Origin of the sequence: Thioalkalivibrio sp. ARh3 (genome assembly GCF_000377265.1) — a bacterium.
GTDB lineage: Bacteria > Pseudomonadota > Gammaproteobacteria > Ectothiorhodospirales > Ectothiorhodospiraceae > Thioalkalivibrio > Thioalkalivibrio thiocyanoxidans.
This window is the reverse complement of sequence record NZ_KB897950.1, coordinates 269200-285349: the sequence shown is the minus strand read 5'-3', so window position 1 is coordinate 285349 and position 16150 is coordinate 269200. Positions and strand designations below refer to the sequence as shown.

At 66.8% G+C, this 16150-nt stretch carries 15 protein-coding genes; 7 read left to right on the top strand and 8 right to left on the bottom strand.

From position 1 onward, the window contains the following. Positions 1-28 precede the first annotated feature (28 nt). From C995_RS0109995 to C995_RS14355, 3 genes are read right to left on the bottom strand one after another with little or no spacing between them, the layout of a single operon-like run. Positions 29-2389, bottom strand: a complete 2361-nt coding sequence (locus C995_RS0109995; RefSeq protein WP_018864807.1) for an ABC transporter permease — start codon at positions 2387-2389, stop codon at positions 29-31. Between the two features lie 15 nt (positions 2390-2404). Further along, a complete protein-coding gene (locus C995_RS0109990) occupies positions 2405-3139 on the bottom strand; it encodes an ABC transporter ATP-binding protein (protein ID WP_018864806.1) in 735 nt (244 codons plus the stop codon). Next, on the bottom strand, positions 3136-3294 hold the full coding sequence (locus tag C995_RS14355) for a hypothetical protein (protein ID WP_018138054.1): 159 nt from the start codon (positions 3292-3294) through the stop codon (positions 3136-3138). Before C995_RS14355 ends, C995_RS0109990 begins: the two co-directional genes overlap by 4 nt. A 329-nt stretch (positions 3295-3623) precedes the next feature. Between C995_RS14355 and C995_RS0109980 the strand changes: the two genes are divergently transcribed. Continuing rightward, the gene (locus tag C995_RS0109980) at positions 3624-4556 is read left to right on the top strand and encodes a carbohydrate kinase family protein (protein WP_018864805.1); all 933 of its coding nucleotides are present in this window, start codon (positions 3624-3626) and stop codon (positions 4554-4556) included. A 208-nt stretch (positions 4557-4764) separates the two neighbouring features. Here C995_RS0109980 and C995_RS0109975 read toward each other — a convergent pair whose 3' ends face one another. Next, positions 4765-5241, bottom strand: a complete 477-nt coding sequence (locus tag C995_RS0109975; RefSeq protein WP_018864804.1) for a YbhB/YbcL family Raf kinase inhibitor-like protein — start codon at positions 5239-5241, stop codon at positions 4765-4767. 99 nt (positions 5242-5340) lie between these two features. On the opposite strand from C995_RS0109975, the gene C995_RS0109970 reads away from it, so the two are divergent. Both C995_RS0109970 and C995_RS0109965 read left to right on the top strand, forming a co-directional pair. Beyond that, entirely contained in the window at positions 5341-5772 is a 432-nt protein-coding gene (locus C995_RS0109970) for a hypothetical protein (protein WP_018864803.1), read from the top strand. 10 nt (positions 5773-5782) lie between these two features. After that, the gene (locus C995_RS0109965; RefSeq protein ID WP_018864802.1) at positions 5783-6745 is read left to right on the top strand and encodes a patatin-like phospholipase family protein; all 963 of its coding nucleotides are present in this window, start codon (positions 5783-5785) and stop codon (positions 6743-6745) included. A 102-nt stretch (positions 6746-6847) separates the two neighbouring features. On the opposite strand, the gene C995_RS0109960 is transcribed toward C995_RS0109965, so the two are convergent. Together C995_RS0109960 and C995_RS0109955 are read right to left on the bottom strand one after the other, a co-directional pair. Continuing rightward, positions 6848-7102 (bottom strand): Smr/MutS family protein, encoded by a 255-nt coding sequence (locus C995_RS0109960; RefSeq protein WP_018864801.1) that lies wholly within the window; start codon positions 7100-7102, stop codon positions 6848-6850. A gap of 7 nt (positions 7103-7109) precedes the next feature. Then, positions 7110-7598: a universal stress protein gene (locus C995_RS0109955; protein ID WP_018864800.1), complete on the bottom strand. Its 489-nt coding sequence runs from the start codon at positions 7596-7598 to the stop codon at positions 7110-7112. A 143-nt stretch (positions 7599-7741) separates the two neighbouring features. Between C995_RS0109955 and corA the strand changes: the two genes are divergently transcribed. Beyond that, positions 7742-8812, top strand: coding sequence for a magnesium/cobalt transporter CorA (gene corA, locus C995_RS0109950; protein ID WP_018864799.1), 1071 nt, complete (start codon positions 7742-7744; stop codon positions 8810-8812). A gap of 234 nt (positions 8813-9046) precedes the next feature. Here corA and C995_RS0109945 read toward each other — a convergent pair whose 3' ends face one another. Further along, entirely contained in the window at positions 9047-9421 is a 375-nt protein-coding gene (locus C995_RS0109945) for a PilZ domain-containing protein (RefSeq protein WP_018864798.1), read from the bottom strand. 662 nt (positions 9422-10083) lie between these two features. Between C995_RS0109945 and C995_RS0109940 the strand changes: the two genes are divergently transcribed. The 3 genes from C995_RS0109940 to C995_RS0109930 all read left to right on the top strand — a co-directional run bounded on the left by C995_RS0109940 (position 10084) and on the right by C995_RS0109930 (position 12940). Next, positions 10084-11031 (top strand): nitroreductase family protein, encoded by a 948-nt coding sequence (locus C995_RS0109940; protein ID WP_018864797.1) that lies wholly within the window; start codon positions 10084-10086, stop codon positions 11029-11031. Between the two features lie 204 nt (positions 11032-11235). Further along, positions 11236-12414, top strand: a complete 1179-nt coding sequence (locus tag C995_RS0109935) for a trypsin-like peptidase domain-containing protein (protein WP_026279061.1) — start codon at positions 11236-11238, stop codon at positions 12412-12414. A gap of 193 nt (positions 12415-12607) precedes the next feature. Continuing rightward, on the top strand, positions 12608-12940 hold the full coding sequence (locus C995_RS0109930) for a DUF3634 family protein (RefSeq protein ID WP_018864795.1): 333 nt from the start codon (positions 12608-12610) through the stop codon (positions 12938-12940). Between the two features lie 258 nt (positions 12941-13198). Here the strand turns inward: C995_RS0109930 and katG are convergent, their stop codons facing one another. Beyond that, positions 13199-15391 carry a catalase/peroxidase HPI gene (gene katG, locus C995_RS0109925; RefSeq protein ID WP_026279060.1) on the bottom strand — a complete coding sequence of 731 codons (2193 nt, stop codon included), beginning with the start codon at positions 15389-15391 and terminating at the stop codon, positions 13199-13201. Between the last annotated feature and the right edge of the window lie 759 nt (positions 15392-16150).

Sequence of the window (16150 nt, the reverse complement as noted above, 5' to 3'; positions counted from 1 at the left end):
GCCACAAAAAGGCGGGCAATAACGACCGCTACTCCGCCGCCTTCAGGGCCTGTACGCGGTCGAGCTGCTGCAGGCGTCGCCAGGCGAGGAAGGCGGTCAGGCTGGCCGCGACCAGGATGCCGAGTGCGGCGAAGCCGTAGGCCTGCGGCGTGATCACCAGCGGCACGCGGAACAGGTCCATCGCAAAGGCCTGGTTCAGCAGCCAGGCGAAGCCCGTGCCGGTCAGCCAGGCGACCGGGATCGCCGCGATGGTGAGCACCGCGATCTCGCCGAGCAGGATCCAGCTGACCTGACCGCGCGAGTAGCCGAGCACCTCCAGCGTGGCCAGGTCGCGGGCGCGTTCGGCATAGGTGATGCGGGCGTTGTTGTAGGTCACGGCAAAGGCAATGGACACGGCCAGCGCGACGAACACCATGGCGAACACGATGACGGTCTCGCCGATGTACTCGCGGATGTTGCGCTCGGCCTCGGCGATCAGTCCGACGCTGGCGACCCGCGGGCGGTCGGACAGGCTGCGGAACAGCGCGTCCTCCTGTGCGCGGTCGGTCAGCAGCCATGCGCCGGAGACGGCCGGCCCCTCGCCGATCAGGCGGTTCAGCGCCGGGCGGTGCATATAGGCGCCGACACCGATGGGCTCCTCCACCACGCCGGCCAGCGGCACCGTGACCGTGCGGCGGCGGCCCTCCAGGATCTCCACCTCCACCGGGTCGCCCACGCGCAGCCCGAGCTGTTCGGCCAGGTAGTCGGTCAGCAGGATGCCCTCCTCCGGCAGTCGGCCGCGCCCGCCGCCCATCGGCAGCTGACGCAGGCGCGGCTCGGCGTCCAGCCCCAGCAGGCGCACGCGCTCCTCGCGGTTCACGCCGACCAGCCGCACCGGTACCGCCCGGAAGGTCTCCACCGCCAGCACGCCCGGCTCGTGGCGCAGCTCGCCGGCCGCGCGCGCCGGCACCGGGTCGGTGAACTGCAGGTCGATATCCATCTGCAGCACCTGCCCGTACTGGGTGTCCAGCATCTGGGTCACCGCGTTCAGCTGGTAGGCGCCCATCAGCAGCAGCCCGCCGGACAGGCCGATACCGATCACCGACAGCACGGACTTGAGCCGGTGGCGCGCGAGGTTGCGCAGGATGATCCGGGTCGGCTGATCGAACGCGCCCCAGGCCGCCGAGCGCTCCAGCCAGCCGCGGTGAAAGCGCTCCGGTGCCGGCGGACGCATGGCCTCGGCCGGTTGCATGCGCACCGCCTGCCAGACCGCGCGGAAGGTGCCGAGCATGGCCGCGCCCATGGCCACGCCCACCGCCAGCACCATCACCCAGCCCTGCAGGCGAAAGCTCATCTCGGGGAAGCGGAAGTATTCGGCGTAGATCCCGGCCAGCCCCTGCGCGGCCCAGGCCCCGAATGCGAGCCCAAGCGCACAGCCCACCAGCACGATGCCGCCAGTCAGCAGGGCGTAGTGCCCGGCGATCGCGCCATTGCCGTAGCCGAAGGCCTTGAGCACGGCAATCGGCTCGCGCTGGGAACGGATGATGCGACCAACAACGACGTTCAGCAGAAACGCCGCGACGGCCAGAAAGATGGTCGGCAGGATCGCCGCCTGCGCCCGCAGCTGGGTCAGCTCCTCGGACAGAAAGCGATGCGAGAACTGGTCGTCGCGGCCATAGGCCCCCATGCCGCCATAGCGCGCCAGCTCCCGGTCCATCGCCTCGATCACGGGGGCCGGGTCCGCGCCTGCCTCCAGGCTTACGGCCACCGAGTTGAACGCCCCCTCCATCCCGTAGGCGGCGGCCAGCGCGCGGCGGTTCATCCACAGGATGCCGTAGCGTTCGTAGTCCGGCAGCAGGTCGGTGGGGCTGATCTGATAGACAAACTCCGGCGACAACGCGATGCCGCTGATCTGCAGATCGGTCAGGCGCCCGTCGATGATCGCGCGCAGGGAATCGCCGGCCCGCAGCTCGTGGGCCTCCGCAAAGGCCTCGCTGACGACCACCTCCCGCTCGCGCCCGGCCTCCGGCAGCCGCCCCTCGCGCAGGTAGAGCCGGTTCAGCAGTGGCTCGCCGCCGTCCGGTATGGAGAGCACCGTGCCGCGGATCGGATCGTCAAAACCGGCGACCTCCAGGCGCACCGGGGCCTGCACCCGGGTCTCGATCTGGTTGATCCCCGGCGTATCGCGAAAGCGCTCCACCGCGCTCTCCGGCGCGCGCGTGATCTCCGCGAATACATCGGCGAACTGGTATTCCGAGTAGAAACGGTCCTTGGTGATCGTCAGGGCGTCGAGGCTGGTCACGGCGATCACCAGGGTCATTACGCCGCTGGCGATCACCAGTGCGATCGCCGCCGCCTGCCCCTTCAGGTGGCCGAGGTCACGCAGGATCTTGCGGTTCAGCGCGCGCATGGTCGGCCGCGGTCGCTACCAGTGCAGCTCGGCCGGCGACTGGCGCGTGGCGTTTTCGTGGATCTCGCTCACGCGCCCATCGCTCAGGTGGATCACCCGGTCGGCCATCTCGCCGATCACCGCGTTGTGAGTGATGATCGCCACCGTCGTGTCCAGGCGCTCGTTGATGTGCTGCAGCACCTCCAACACACGGATACCGGTCTTCGAATCCAGCGCGCCGGTCGGCTCGTCGCACAACAACACGGCGGGCTGCTTGGCGATCGCGCGGGCGATGGCCACGCGCTGTTGTTCGCCACCGGAGAGCTGCGAGGGGAAGTGGTCCATGCGGTCCTCCAGCCCGACCAGCGCCAGCGCCTCCTCCGGTGGCATCGGGTCGCGCGAGATCTCGGTGACAATCGCCACGTTCTCGCGCGCGGTCAGGCTGGCGATCAGGTTGTAGAACTGGAACACGAAGCCGACATGGTCGCGGCGAAAGGCCGTCAGCGTGCGCTCGGAGGCCTGCGCCAGGTCCTGGTCGCGGTAGCGCACCTCGCCCTCGGTCGCGGTGTCCAGCCCGCCCATGATGTTCAGCAGCGTCGACTTGCCGGAGCCCGAGGCCCCCAGCATCACCACCAGCTCACCGGTGTACAGCTCCAGGTCCACCCCGCGCAGGGCGTGGATGGTCACCTCGCCCATGCGGTAGACCTTGGTCACCCCCGCCGCGCGAAAGATCGTCTCCCGCGTGGCCACGGGGGCCGGGGACGCGCTCATGCGGGAGCGGCCACCAGGTGCGTGGTTTGCGGTGCCGAGGCCCCCGGCTCGGGCGCGCTCGGCAGGATGCCGCCCTCGCCATCCAGGCTCATGGACCACAGGCTCAGCAGCAACAGCAGGATGATCAGGATCGGGATCAGGACTCGTGGTTTCATCGGACAGGCCTTCGTTCGCGGCAATACCTCCATGCTGCCACAAAGCCTTCGGCGCGGCGTCGGCAAAAGCAGCGCCGCCGCCCCGGCCGGACCAGCGTCGGGGTTGCGTCCGGAGATCGCCACATCGCTTCGCGACTCGCGATGACGGGGGGTACGAACGACGTCGCGCGAGCCCCCGATTTGTTGTTTTGCGCCCAAATACTTACCCTATGCACACCATTCGGCCCGTTTTCGGCGCGCAATCGAGGATTTCAGCGCGCGCCACGGGACCATCTGTGCCGCCTGCAAGGGCGCGCGACAACGATTTCCGCCAACGCTAAGGAGTAACAATGTCCGCATTGATCTGTGGGTCCATCGCCTACGACACCATCATGGTGTTCCCCGACCGCTTCAAGAACCACATCCTGCCGGACAAGGTGCACATGCTGAACGTGTCGTTCCTGGTCCCGGACATGCGGCGCGAGTTCGGCGGCTGCGCCGGCAACATCGCCTACAACATGAAGCTGCTGGGTGGCGATCCGACCATCATGGCCACCGTCGGCGGCGACTTCGCCCCCTATGCCGACTGGATGGACAAGCACGGCATCTCGCGCAAGCACATCAAGGAGCTGAACGACACCTACACCGGTCAGGCGTTCATCACCACCGACCAGGACGACAACCAGATCACCGCCTTCCACCCGGGCGCGATGAGCTTCTCGCACCAGCAGAAGGTCACCGAGGCCGACGGCATCAAGGTCGGTATCGTCTCCCCCGACGGCCGTGACGGTATGATCGAGCACGCCCAGCAGTTCGCCGAGGCCGACATCCCGTTCATGTTCGACCCGGGCCAGGGCCTGCCGATGTTCGACGGCGATGACCTGAAGCGCTTCCTGGACCAGGCGACCTATGCCGCGTTCAATGACTACGAGGCACAGCTGACCTCCGACCGCACCGGCCTGAGCCTGGACCAGATGGCCGAGATGGTCGACGCGATGATCGTCACCCGTGGCGGCGAAGGCTCCGACATCTACACCGGCGGCAAGAAGATCACCATCCCGTCGGTCGAGCCGGCCGCGATCAAGGACCCGACGGGCTGTGGCGATTCCTACCGCGCCGGCATCCTGTTCGGCCTGGAACAGGGCTATGACTGGGAAACCACCGGCCGCATCGCCTCGCTGATCGGCTCGATCAAGATCGCCCACTCCGGCACCCAGAACCACCACTTCACCGCCGACGAGTTCGCCGACAAGTTCGAGAAGGCCTTCGGCTACCGCTACTAAGCGACCACACGCCGCCCCGGGCACCCGCCCGGGAACGCAAAAGGCCCGGCCCGAGCTCCCTCGGTCCGGGCCTTTTTTATGGATGGCACTTGCTCCGACCCCTGCCCCCGTGGGAGCGTGCTTGCACGCGAAGCCCCTGCCGGCATCCGACTTTGGCGGGAGCTTCGCGTGCAAGCACGCTCCCACAACAAGAACTGTGACTCCAGGGCTAGTCGCGCTGGTAGGTGCCAACCAGACGGTTCATGCCGATCACATGGGGCTCGGCGCGGTCCAGGAACTGCCAGAGCGTGAGGCCGGCAGGAAGCTGCAGGTCGCGATCCAGCGCCAGCAGCCAGAAGAAGTAATGGTGCTTGCCGTGACCCTCCGGCGGCATCGGGCCTCCGTAGCCGGTACCGCCAAAGTCGTTCTCGCCGACATCGCCCAGTTTGGCCGCCTCGGGCAGACCGTCGGTATCCGGCGGCACGTTGTACAGCACCCAGTGCACAAAGCCGTAGGTGCCGGACTTGATCAGCGGGGCATCCGGGTCATGGCAGATGATGGCCAGCGAGCGGGTTTCCTGCGGGAGGTTGCTCCACTGCAGCGCCGGAGACGTGTCCTCGCCCTCGCCCGTGTGGCGCTTCGGGATCGGCTGGCCGGGGCCGAACGCGGAACTGGACAGCTGCATGTCGGACAGTGCAAAACCCATGACCAATCTCCTGTCGGAACGTAGCCACCACCCTACCGCGCACGGCGGACCCAAACCAACCGCTTGCAGCCGCTCGCCGTCACGCGGATCATCTAAGCCATGCTGAACGCCGTAAAACGCTGGCTGGGTCGCGAAGCCCCCCTGACCGGGGCCGCGCGAGCGATCGACCGCGGCCGCTCGGGGATCGAGACCGTGCTGGGCCTGCCCCACCGGCTCGCGGTACCGCTGCTGCGCCGCCACTTTGGCGAGGCCGTGCATCCCTCCGACGAAGAATTCCGCGAGACGGGCAAAAACGGATACTGGTCCCTGCCCACACCCGGTTCGGAGTTCGAAGTCCGCCTGTTCGGCGATGATACTGGGCGCGTCACGGTCGGCACGATCCGCGGTACCAGCGTCTACTCGGGTCTGGTGGTCGTCAGCGAATGGTCACCGGAAAACCCTGTCGCCGTATGGCAGGTGCGCCTGGAAGAGTCGGCCACGGACTCCGCGCGGGCCCTGCACGACTTCCTTCTGGGTGACGCCTCGTCCTGACGATCCGACGATGCGCGACCATGAACAGTCCATCTCGCTGGTACTGGGCAGCGGCGGGGCCCGCGGCCTGACACAGATCGGGATCATCCGCTGGCTGGAGGAACACTCGGACTACCACATCCGTTCCATCTCGGGCTCCTCCATGGGCGCGCTGATCGGCGGCATCTACGCGGCGGGCAAGCTGGATATCTACGAGGACTGGGTAAAGACCCTGCGCCGCCAGGATGTCTGGCGGCTGCTGGACTTCTCGTTCAGCGGCGCCGGGCTGATCCGGGGCGATCGCCTGATCGAAAAGCTGCGCGACATGCTCAGCGACATCGACATCGAAGAGCTGCCGATCTCCTTCACCGCCGTGGCTACCGACATCGAGCGCGAACGCGAGGTCTGGCTGAACACCGGCTCGCTGTTCGGCGCCATTCGTGCCTCCATTGCCATCCCCACCGTGTTCACCCCGGTGCGCCACCAGGGGCGGCTACTGGTGGATGGTGGCCTGCTGAACCCGGTGCCCATCGCGCCGACGCTGAACGATCACACCGACATCACGGTGGCCGTCAGCCTCAACGGGCGCATGGGCGACGAGCTCACGCGCGTCACCCGCCCCAATGCCTTCGATGACGCCGACGTGGACAAGCTCGCCCGCAGCGGACTGAACAAGCGGTTGCAGGAGGTATTGCCGGACCGGGTCGGTGGCTGGCTGCAGGACTGGCAGGACAAGCTGGGCCTGGGATCCACCACCGAGGGCATGAGCCGCGCCCAGGAGGCGCGGGCGCTCGGCCTGATCGATGTTGTCTCCCACTCCATCGAGGCCATGCAGGGCTCGATTGCGCGCTTTCGCATCGCTGCCTACAACCCCGAGCACCTGATCGAGGTCCCGGTCAACGCCTGCGGCATCTTCGACTTCCACCGCGCCCAGGAGATGATCACTCTCGGCTACCACCTCGCCGAACGCAGCCTGGGCCACCAACAGCGTTAGCTCCACCCCCCGTAGGAGGCCAGCCCCCTGGCCGACGGGGTTTTACCCGCGCCCCATCGGCCAGGGGGCTGGCCTCCTACACGGGAAAGGGAACGGCCTTGTTCAGTGCTTGAAATGCACGAACAGGCGCCCGTGATTCTTCGAATCCTTCTCCACCCGGTGATAGCGCTGCTTGACCTCCGGCTGCTGCAAGAAGCGCAGCACACGCTTTTTCAGCTGCCCGCTCCCCTTGCCGTGGATGATCTCCACCGTCTTGATGCGCTTGTCGCAGGCCTCCTCGATCACGCCGTTGAGCGCTGCATCGATCTTGCGCCCGTCGCGAAAGCACTCGTGCAGGTCGATCGACAGCCGCGACATCCCGAACTCAGTTCACCGTCACCACGATGCAGCGCGCCAACTGCTGCACCTTGTTCGACACACTGCCTGACACCAGCCCCTTCAAGTTGCCCAGGCCGCGCGCGCCCATCACGATCATGTCCGCGTGGTGATATTCGGCCTGCTGCAGGATCACCTTGGCCGGCGAGCCGTCCTGGACGTGTCGCTCGATGTCCGTCACGCCCCGTTCCGTGAAGTACTCGCTGGCCTTTTCGGTCAGTTTCTTCGCGATATCGTGAAGCACCTTCGGCGGTACAGCACCCGCGACCGCCGCACCGCCTAGCGCCACGGGCGGATCGTCCGGATCGGGCAGATCCGACAGCTTGCGGATGTGCGGGGGCACCTCCTCGCCCTGCAGTAGCACGCTAAGCAGGACCACTCGTGCCTGGTACTTCGCGGCCAGATCCGCGGCCACCTCCACCGCCCGCCAGGCGTTGTCCGAGCCGTCCACCGGCACCAACATGGTCTTCAGCTCCATTGTCCCCTCCCCATCCACTGCTGCTTGGCCAGACCGCTCCGGCGACAGCTCCAGCCTGCCAGACTTGCTGGACGGGCGCACGGCCGGCCCCCGCCCCCTATACTCCCGAACAGGAACGACCATCCCGGCCAAAGAGAGCCCCGATGACGCGACTGTTCGAGAAGACCTACCCCCAGCCCGGAACCGCCCCTGGGCACGGCGCACACAGCCCCGAACACCCCGCCGGAGAGGTCCGGCTTGAAGCCTGGCGCTACCACAACGAGCAGCTCGAACCGCTGGACCCGCAACAGGCCCTGGCCGAGGGCGAACCGGAATCAGGCTTCGTCTGGCTGCACCTGCAGGGCTGCCCCGGCCCGGAACAACTGCACGCCCTTGGCGAGGCCTTCGGGCTGCACCCGCTGGCGCTGGAGGATGTGCGCCATCGCGGCCAGCGCCCCAAGCTCGACTACTTCGGCGAGCACGCGGTAATCATCCTCAACCAGCCGCAACTGGACGGCGATAGCGTGCGCCTGGACCAGTTCAACCTGTTCGTGAATCCGCGCTTCGTCATCAGCGTGCACAGTGGCGAGACCGACCCGTTCGAGCCCATCCGCCAGCGCATGCGCGGCACCAACCGCAACTTCAACCGCCTGGGGGCCCCGTATCTGGCCTATGCCCTGATGGACGTGGTCGTGGATCAGGCCTTTCCGCTACTGGAGGAACTCGGCGACCGCATCGAAGCCCTGGAAGAACGAGTGCTCTCGCAGCCCGACCACGACACCCTCGGCCGCATCCACGCCGTTCGCCGCGAGCTGCTGGTGCTGCGCCGACAGCTCTGGCCCACGCGCGACGTGATCACCCGCCTGATGCGCGACGACCAGGACCCGTTCGGCCCCGAGATAATGCCCTGGCTGCGGGACGTCCACGACCACACTATCCAGATCATGGACCTGCTGGAGTCCTACCGCGACATGGCCTCCAGCCTGATCGAGGCCTACCTGTCGGCCGTCAACCAGCGCTCCAACGACGTGATCCGCGTGCTCACCATCATCGCCACCATCTTCATCCCGCTCACCTTCATCGTCGGCATCTATGGCATGAACTTCGACCACCCGGAAAGCCCGTGGTCCATGCCCGAGCTCTACACCTATTACGGCTACCCCATCCTGCTCGGCATCATGTTCGCCATCGTCCTCGGCATGCTCTACCTGTTCCGCCGCCGCCGCTGGCTCTAACCCCCAATCACCTGCAGGAGGCCAGCCCTCTGGCCCATCCGGCGCAGGCAGAATCCTATCGGCCAGAGGGCTGGCCTCCTACAACCCATATCCCGTCACCCAAATGGGGACAATGGCGGGGCCGGAACATGGTAAATCTCTGTCTTTAATTGCCTTTTTGCCTTTAGGATCGGACCTTGTCTATCGCGCCTGGTCGGCGCCGAAAACAAACGGCCAGGTGTGATCCCGTGGTGTCTAGGGTGTGCAGAGACTGTCATGCCGCGGACCACCCTGGACCGAGCGGAGGCCGATGCTCTCGCGCATCAGATCCAGCAGGCCATCGACCGCAAACGGATCTTCAGGCTCGAACATCGCTCCCACGCCATGCTCATCCAGTCGCATCACGATGCAATGCCAGACATGGGCCCGGCCATCCCCGGACTCCTCCGGGCTCACGGTCAGCCGCAGTCTCGTATTTTTCGAGACAACCGAATCCGTCAGTTCCAGATACAACCCGCTAAGGCTGACATCGCGGACCCGGCCGCTTGCTCTGCACTCAGAGTCGCCGGCCTTAGTCTCCACCTCGGCTTCCATACGTACGGCCCTGCGGCGCCCCTCTCGAAGATCCATTATCTAACTCCCGTCTTGGCCCCATCGGGCACTGGATTTTGATTTGGCGGCCCCAGACTCTAATGCATGCGGATAGCTCGGTTAACGGTACCGGGCAGTCCGTGAGCCAAGACTCAGGACGGGATCGCACCGTGATAACCAATTGACGTGACGCGCTTTTATATTTCGAAGTGGCACTATCGTGGTCCTCGAATGCGCGTTCGGGTCCAGAAATTTCCCTCGGGGTACCAGGCTCGGCATGCCCCCCGCGAGTGGGAAAAAACACGCCCACCATTCCGTTGGCAGGCCACGTCTCCCATGCACTCCGCACCTGGCGCCAGCGGGTCGGTCCACGGGCCACACGGAACCTGGTTCACTTCAGGCCGGTCTCGTCCCGACGACCCCGGCAGTGCAAAGAAATAGCACCCCACCTCCCCCTGTGGGAGCCTGCTTGCAGGCGAAGCCCCGGCCAAAGCCGGACACGGGCAGGAGCTTCGCGTGCAAGCACGCTCCTACAATTTGTGCCCCCTCATCCTCCCGACCGCCACGCCACGAAGAGCCAGGGCCTCCCCCACGCAGCCCCCCTACGCGAGAACGCTCGAGAAAGAAGACACCCATGTTCTTCGGGCGCTCGGGCGACGGCACCCATCGCCCGTGCGCGGCAGGGACGGTATGTTGGCGAAATGGAGATCGACCCCGTCATCCGCGAATGGCTGCACCTGGCCGGTCAGGCGCCCTCCTCGCATAACACCCAGCCCTGGCGGTTCCGCGTGGACCGCGCGGGGGTGGAGGTCTGGACGGACCCGGCGCGTTCGCTTCCGGTGAACGACCCGACCGGGCGCGAGCGCATCATCAGCTGCGGCTGTGCGGTGCTGAACCTGCGCGTGGCCGCCGCCACTGACGGCCACGGGCTGAACGTGCGCCCGGAGCAGGCGGGCGACGGCCCGTTCGTGCGGTTGCTGACCGGGCACCACGGCGGGGCGGGCCGGCGGGATCTGGCGCCACTGCGGGACTGGATCGGCGAGCGTCGTTCCTGGCGCGGCCGCTTTCTGGCTGACGAGGGCTCGCCGGACATCGTCGAGAAGCTGGTGCAAGCCGCCCACCATGAGGGAGCCTGGCTGCGCCCGGTCACGGACGCCGAGATCCGCAGGGAGATCGCTGACCTGATCCGGGCGGCGACGACGGCACAATGGAAGAACCCGGCCTGGCGCCGCGAACTGGCGCACTGGATGCGCCCGCCCTCCCGCGGCGACGGGCTGCCGGTCGGGCGTGTAACCGGCGGTCTGACCCGCTGGAGCGTCCGCCATCTGGTGTCCGCACGGGCGATGGCCCGCGGCGAGGCGCATATGGCCCGGGCAGCCCCGCTACTGCTGGCGCTGGGCACGGGGATCGAAGGCCCGATGCAGTGGCTGACGGCCGGACAGGCCCTGCAACGTGTACTGCTCGAGGCCACCCGGCACGGGCTCTGCGCACGCTATCTGAATCAGCCGATCCAGCAGGCCGAATGGCGCCCGATGCTGGCCGAGGTCCTCGGCGGGGGCCAGCCACAACTGCTGTTTGCGCTGGGCCGCCCGGACGGCACGCCCCGCCCCACACCGCGCCGCCCGCTGGACGAGCTCCTGAAGCACTGAGGCAAGCGGGAGCTTGGGGTCTGCCTGCGGACTTGGCAGGTCCGGGGATCCATCACCGCGGTACAGCGTCCGCCTTTTGGTATGGCTGTGCCTGCCCCCTGCGTCGGCGGCGGAGCGGGGTCTATGCTCGAGGGGACGTGGGTTCGGTGCGGATCCGCGCGATGCTGGCGAAAAGAGAGGGGCATTATGGCGGGGCCGTATCGGATGCTGCATGGGGCCGGATTGGTGCTGGTACTGCTGGCAGTGGTATCGGCCGCAGGCTGTACCATCAGCCCGCCGATGGAGGGCCTGGATGACGAGCGCAACACGATCGCGGTGGCGCGCGAGGCGGGGCCGAGCGTGGTCTCGGTACGGGTGTCGAGAGCAGCAGAAGAGGACGACGCGGACGCCGACGAGATGACCGAGGTGATCGGGGGCAGTGGCTTCGTGGTGAACGACGCGGGCCAGATCATCACCAATTTCCACGTGATCGCGGCCACGTTAGGCGAGGCGACGGAAGACCGCATCGAGCTGGCCCAGGGGGCCTCGCTGACGGTGTCGTTCCTGGGGACACCGGAGGTGGAGCACGATGTGCGGGTGGTCGGTGCCAACCCGGACGTGGATCTGGCGCTGCTGGAACTGGTGGACCCGGAGGCGGCGCCCGACCCCGGTCCGATCCCGCTGGGGGACTCCGACCGCCTGCAGGTCGGCCAGAAGGCGATCGCGATCGGCAATCCGTTCGGTCTGCATTCGACGGTCACCGCCGGGATCGTGTCAGCGCTGGAGCGCGAGCGCCCGGGGCTGGTGGGGATCGAGATCCCCTACATCCAGACCGATGCGGCGATCAACCCCGGCAATTCCGGCGGGCCGCTGCTCGATTCCAGCGGCGAGGCGGTGGGGGTGAACAATGCCATCCTGGCGCCGGCCGGGACCTTCGCGGGCATCGGTCTGGCGGTGCCGAGCAACCTGGTCACCGAGGCGATGGCGGAGCTTCGCGCGGGCGGTTTTTCCGGCCTGGCGGCCGCGGCGGCGCAGCTGCCGGAACGCCCGCGCATGGGCATGGAGGTGGCGCTGCGGGTAGCGGACTACCCGCGCGGCCTGCGCGCGGAACTGGGGCTGCCGGAGCATGGCGTGGTGGTGACCGACGTCTCGCCCGACGGGCCGGCCGACCGCGCCGGCATCCGGCGGCCGGAGAACGTGGTGCTGGTAAACGGGCGCGCGTTCCCGGTGGATATCGACGTGATCACCCATATCGACGGTCAGCGCGTTGCACGGCCGATCGACATCCAGCGCGTGATCCTGGGGCGCGAGGAGGGCGACGTGGTGACGCTGAAGGTGTGGCGCGACGGCACCGAGCGCGAGGTGGAGATCGCGCTGGAGATCGTTAAGCCGGGCGAGGATTGAGCGCGAAGGGCGGGAACCGCCGCCCTCCTTGCCAGCCTGGGCAAATTGGGCAGCCACCTTTGTGTCCCCGGTGGCCCGCGGCACGGATCGCGAAGTAGCCCATCAATCGCGCTGACTCGACGACGGAAAACCCGGAACCGCGGTGGGCGTGCGCTACACTGGGCGCCGTTCCCGTCCCGCGATGCAATCCATCATGCTGCTTACGTTGCTGATCATGTTCGTCCTGCTGGGCCTTGGCCTCGCGCTGATGCTCTGGCATGCACGGCAGGTGTTTTCGGTGGAGTTGCGCGATGGCGCGGCCCGCGTGCGGCGCGGCAAGCCGCCGGCCGGGTTCGTGCGTGGCTGCGAGGACGTGGCACGCCAGTTCGGCCTGACGCGGGGCCGGATCGCCGCCGTGCGCACCGACTCGGGTGTTCAACTGCGCTTCTCCCGCGATCTTCCAGAGAAGACACACCAGGCCTTTCGCAACGTCTGGACACCACCGCCGGGCGGCGGAGGTGGCGGCGGCATGCGCGCGACGGGATAGCGGGCCGATCCAGCGGATTGCCGTGGCCTCAGCAAGGGCTCGCAATGACGAAAGGGTCCACGCTCGCGGGGAAAAGGCACGTGAGGGGCAGGCCCTGGTTCTTTCCCTCGAACAGCCGCGGGAGCAGGAGGCGTGCGGCCCAGGATACGCGCACCTGCGACCAGCAGGAGCCAACGCCCTCCGCGGCAAGAAAACGCCCGGGATGAACCCGGGCGTCTTGGCCTGCACGCCGGACAAACTGTCCGGCTCAGACCAGCATCACTGCTGATACTGCTCCAGGTCGAAGCGGTCCGCGTTCATCACCTTGGTCCAGGCCTTGATGAAGTCCTGCACGAACTTCTCCTCGTTGTCGTCCTGGGCGTACACCTCGGCGTAGCTGCGCAGGATGGAGTTGGAGCCGAACACCAGGTCGATGCGGCTGGCGGTCCACTTCACCTGATCGTTCTGGCGATCGCGCACCTCGTACACGCCGTTGCCCGCGGGCTGCCAGGCGTAGGCCATGTCGGTCAGGTTGACGAAGAAGTCGTTGGTTAACTGCCCTTCGCGGTCGGTGAACACGCCGTGCTTGCTGCCACCATGGTTGGTACCCAGCACGCGCATCCCGCCGAGCAGCACGGTCATCTCCGGCGCGGTCAGGCCCATCAGCTGGGCGCGGTCGAGCAGCATCTCCTCCGGCTTGACCACATAGTCCTTCTTCAGCCAGTTGCGGAAGCCATCGGCCAACGGCTCCAGGGGCGCGAAGGAGTCGGCGTCGGTCATCTCGGCGCTGGCGTCACCCCGGCCCGGGATAAACGGCACCAGGACATCGTGACCGGCCGCCCGGGCCGCCTGCTCGATGCCCACGCTACCCCCGAGCACGATCAGGTCGGCCACACTGGCCCCGGTCTCGGCGGAGAGCTGCTCGTAAACCTTGAGCACGCGGGCCAGGCGTTGTGGCTCATTGCCTTCCCAGTCCTTCTGCGGCGCCAGGCGGATATGGGCGCCGTTGGCACCGCCGCGCATGTCGGAGCCGCGGAAGGTGCGGGCGCTGTCCCAGGCGGTAGCGACCATCTCGGCGATGCCAAGGCCGCTCTCGGCGATCTTCTGCTTGGTGGCCTCGACGGAGTAGTCGGTATTGCCAGCCGGCACCGGGTCTTGCCAGATCAGGTCTTCCTGGGGTGCGTCTGGCCCGATGTAACGGGTCTTTGGACCGAGGTCGCGGTGGATCAGCTTGAACCAGGCGCGGGCGAAGCAGTCCTTGAAGTACTCGGGGTCCTTGCGGAACGCCTCGATGTACTTCCGATAGATCGGATCCATTTTCATCGCCATATCCGCATCGGTCATGATCGGGTTATGACGGATGGACGGATCCGTGGCATCGACCGGCTTGTCCTCCTCCTTCATGTCGACTGGCTCCCACTGCGAGGCCCCGGCGGGGCTCTTCTTGAGCTCCCACTCGTGGTCAAGCAGGGCATCGAAATAGCCCATGTCGAACTGGGTCGGGTTCTTGGTCCAGGCACCCTCGATACCCGAGGAGACGGCGTTGGTGGCCTTGCCCTGCATATTGGGGTTCTTCCAGCCAAAGCCCTGTTCCTCGACATCGGCCCCTTCGGGCTCGGGACCGAGGATGGAGGCATCACCGTTGCCGTGACACTTGCCTACGGTGTGGCCGCCAGCGGTCAGCGCCGCGGTCTCCTCGTCGTTCATCGCCATGCGGGCGAAGGTCTCGCGGACCTGCTCGCCGGTCTTGAGCGGGTCGGGCTTGCCGTTGACCCCTTCCGGGTTCACGTAGATCAGGCCCATCTGGACGGCCGCCAGGGGGTTCTCCATGGTCTCGGGCTTGTCGACGTCGCCATAGCGCGTGTCGGAGGGTGCCAGCCACTCCTTCTCGGCCCCCCAGTAGGTGTCCTTCTCGGGGTGCCAGATGTCCTCGCGGCCAAAAGAGAAGCCGAAGGTCTTCAGGCCCATGTTCTCGTAGGCCACGTTGCCGGCCAGGATGATCAGGTCGGCCCAGCTGATCTTGTTGCCGTATTTCTTCTTGATCGGCCACAGCAGGCGGCGCGCCTTGTCCAGGCTGACGTTGTCCGGCCAGCTGTTGATCGGCGCGAAGCGCTGGTTGCCGGTGCCCCCGCCCCCCCGGCCATCGGCGATGCGGTAGGTGCCTGCCGCGTGCCAGGACATGCGGATCATCAGGCCGCCGTAGTGGCCCCAGTCGGCCGGCCACCAGTCCTGGCTCTCGGTCAGCAGCGCGTGCATGTCCTTCTTCAGCGCTTCGAAGTCGAGCTTCTTCACCTCTTCCCGATAGTCGAAGTCCTCGCCCATCGGGTTCGTCTTGCGGTCATGCTGGTGCAGGATGTCCAGGTTCAGCGATTCCGGCCACCACTCCGTGACGGAGTGGCCCTCGGTGGTCTGGCCACCATGCATGACCGGGCACTTGCCCATGTTCTGCTGCTCACCCATGTCGTTCTCCATGTTCGCTGCGTCGAGATTGTTCGTCTTTCGGAAACCGCCATCCGTGCACACGGCAATAGGCTTCCTCGAGGGCGGCGAACCATTCCACTCCGGACTCCAACCGGCCGAAGAGCGGCTTGCTACCCGTTTGTTTATGAAGGTAGGCCCCAGGAGTCATGGGTACCAGTTGAGATTGCCCATCCCGGCGATAGCCGGCGGTTATCGCGCCGGCGAGTGCTACGGATTGCGCACAGAGGGCAACATCCAGTCCACGCCCCCACCAACATCCCTACCCCGCTCACCTTCATCATCCGCAGATACGGTTACCCAGTCCGACCCGCCAACCGGACTCCCGTTCACCCCGCCCCCCAGCGCCGATTGCGCCATCCCGGCCACTGTGCGCAGTGAATCGGCCGTCAGAGCGACCACGGCAACGCGGCGGGCCACCCCCCACCACAAAGCCACCACATCCCTAACGTCACGCGGCATCTGGTAGCACAACCCCCATTTCCCACACTCCCGTCGCCCCACGCGTAACCGCCGAAACAGCCGGCACCCCGTCGATCGCTGTGCCGGAACACGCGGAGGCCTTTCTCGACCGCTGCCGCGACAACAACCGCGCGGTCAACCCTGCCACTGCCGCCTGACACACCCAACGACCCGCACCGTCAACGACTGACCGCCCGCCCCAAGCCCCAAAAGCCATCAAAACCGCCGCAAGAAACCCGGTACAGAACACCACGCTTCCAATGTGTGCCGGCAGCCTGTATTGCATTTGCG

Excerpts from the sequence above, each read along its gene's own strand:
- C995_RS0109995 (WP_018864807.1), bottom strand. The coding sequence starts at position 2,389 with ATGCGCGCGCTGAACCGCAAGATCCTGCGTGACCTCGGCCACCTGAAG.
- C995_RS0109990 (WP_018864806.1), bottom strand. The coding sequence starts at position 3,139 with ATGAGCGCGTCCCCGGCCCCCGTGGCCACGCGGGAGACGATCTTTCGC.
- C995_RS14355 (WP_018138054.1), bottom strand. The coding sequence starts at position 3,294 with ATGAAACCACGAGTCCTGATCCCGATCCTGATCATCCTGCTGTTGCTG.
- C995_RS0109980 (WP_018864805.1), top strand. The coding sequence starts at position 3,624 with ATGTCCGCATTGATCTGTGGGTCCATCGCCTACGACACCATCATGGTG.
- C995_RS0109975 (WP_018864804.1), bottom strand. The coding sequence starts at position 5,241 with ATGGGTTTTGCACTGTCCGACATGCAGCTGTCCAGTTCCGCGTTCGGC.
- C995_RS0109970 (WP_018864803.1), top strand. The coding sequence starts at position 5,341 with ATGCTGAACGCCGTAAAACGCTGGCTGGGTCGCGAAGCCCCCCTGACC.
- C995_RS0109965 (WP_018864802.1), top strand. The coding sequence starts at position 5,783 with ATGCGCGACCATGAACAGTCCATCTCGCTGGTACTGGGCAGCGGCGGG.
- C995_RS0109960 (WP_018864801.1), bottom strand. The coding sequence starts at position 7,102 with ATGTCGCGGCTGTCGATCGACCTGCACGAGTGCTTTCGCGACGGGCGC.
- C995_RS0109955 (WP_018864800.1), bottom strand. The coding sequence starts at position 7,598 with ATGGAGCTGAAGACCATGTTGGTGCCGGTGGACGGCTCGGACAACGCC.
- corA (WP_018864799.1), top strand. The coding sequence starts at position 7,742 with ATGACGCGACTGTTCGAGAAGACCTACCCCCAGCCCGGAACCGCCCCT.
- C995_RS0109945 (WP_018864798.1), bottom strand. The coding sequence starts at position 9,421 with ATGGATCTTCGAGAGGGGCGCCGCAGGGCCGTACGTATGGAAGCCGAG.
- C995_RS0109940 (WP_018864797.1), top strand. The coding sequence starts at position 10,084 with ATGGAGATCGACCCCGTCATCCGCGAATGGCTGCACCTGGCCGGTCAG.
- C995_RS0109935 (WP_026279061.1), top strand. The coding sequence starts at position 11,236 with ATGCTGCATGGGGCCGGATTGGTGCTGGTACTGCTGGCAGTGGTATCG.
- C995_RS0109930 (WP_018864795.1), top strand. The coding sequence starts at position 12,608 with ATGCTGCTTACGTTGCTGATCATGTTCGTCCTGCTGGGCCTTGGCCTC.
- katG (WP_026279060.1), bottom strand. The coding sequence starts at position 15,391 with ATGGAGAACGACATGGGTGAGCAGCAGAACATGGGCAAGTGCCCGGTC.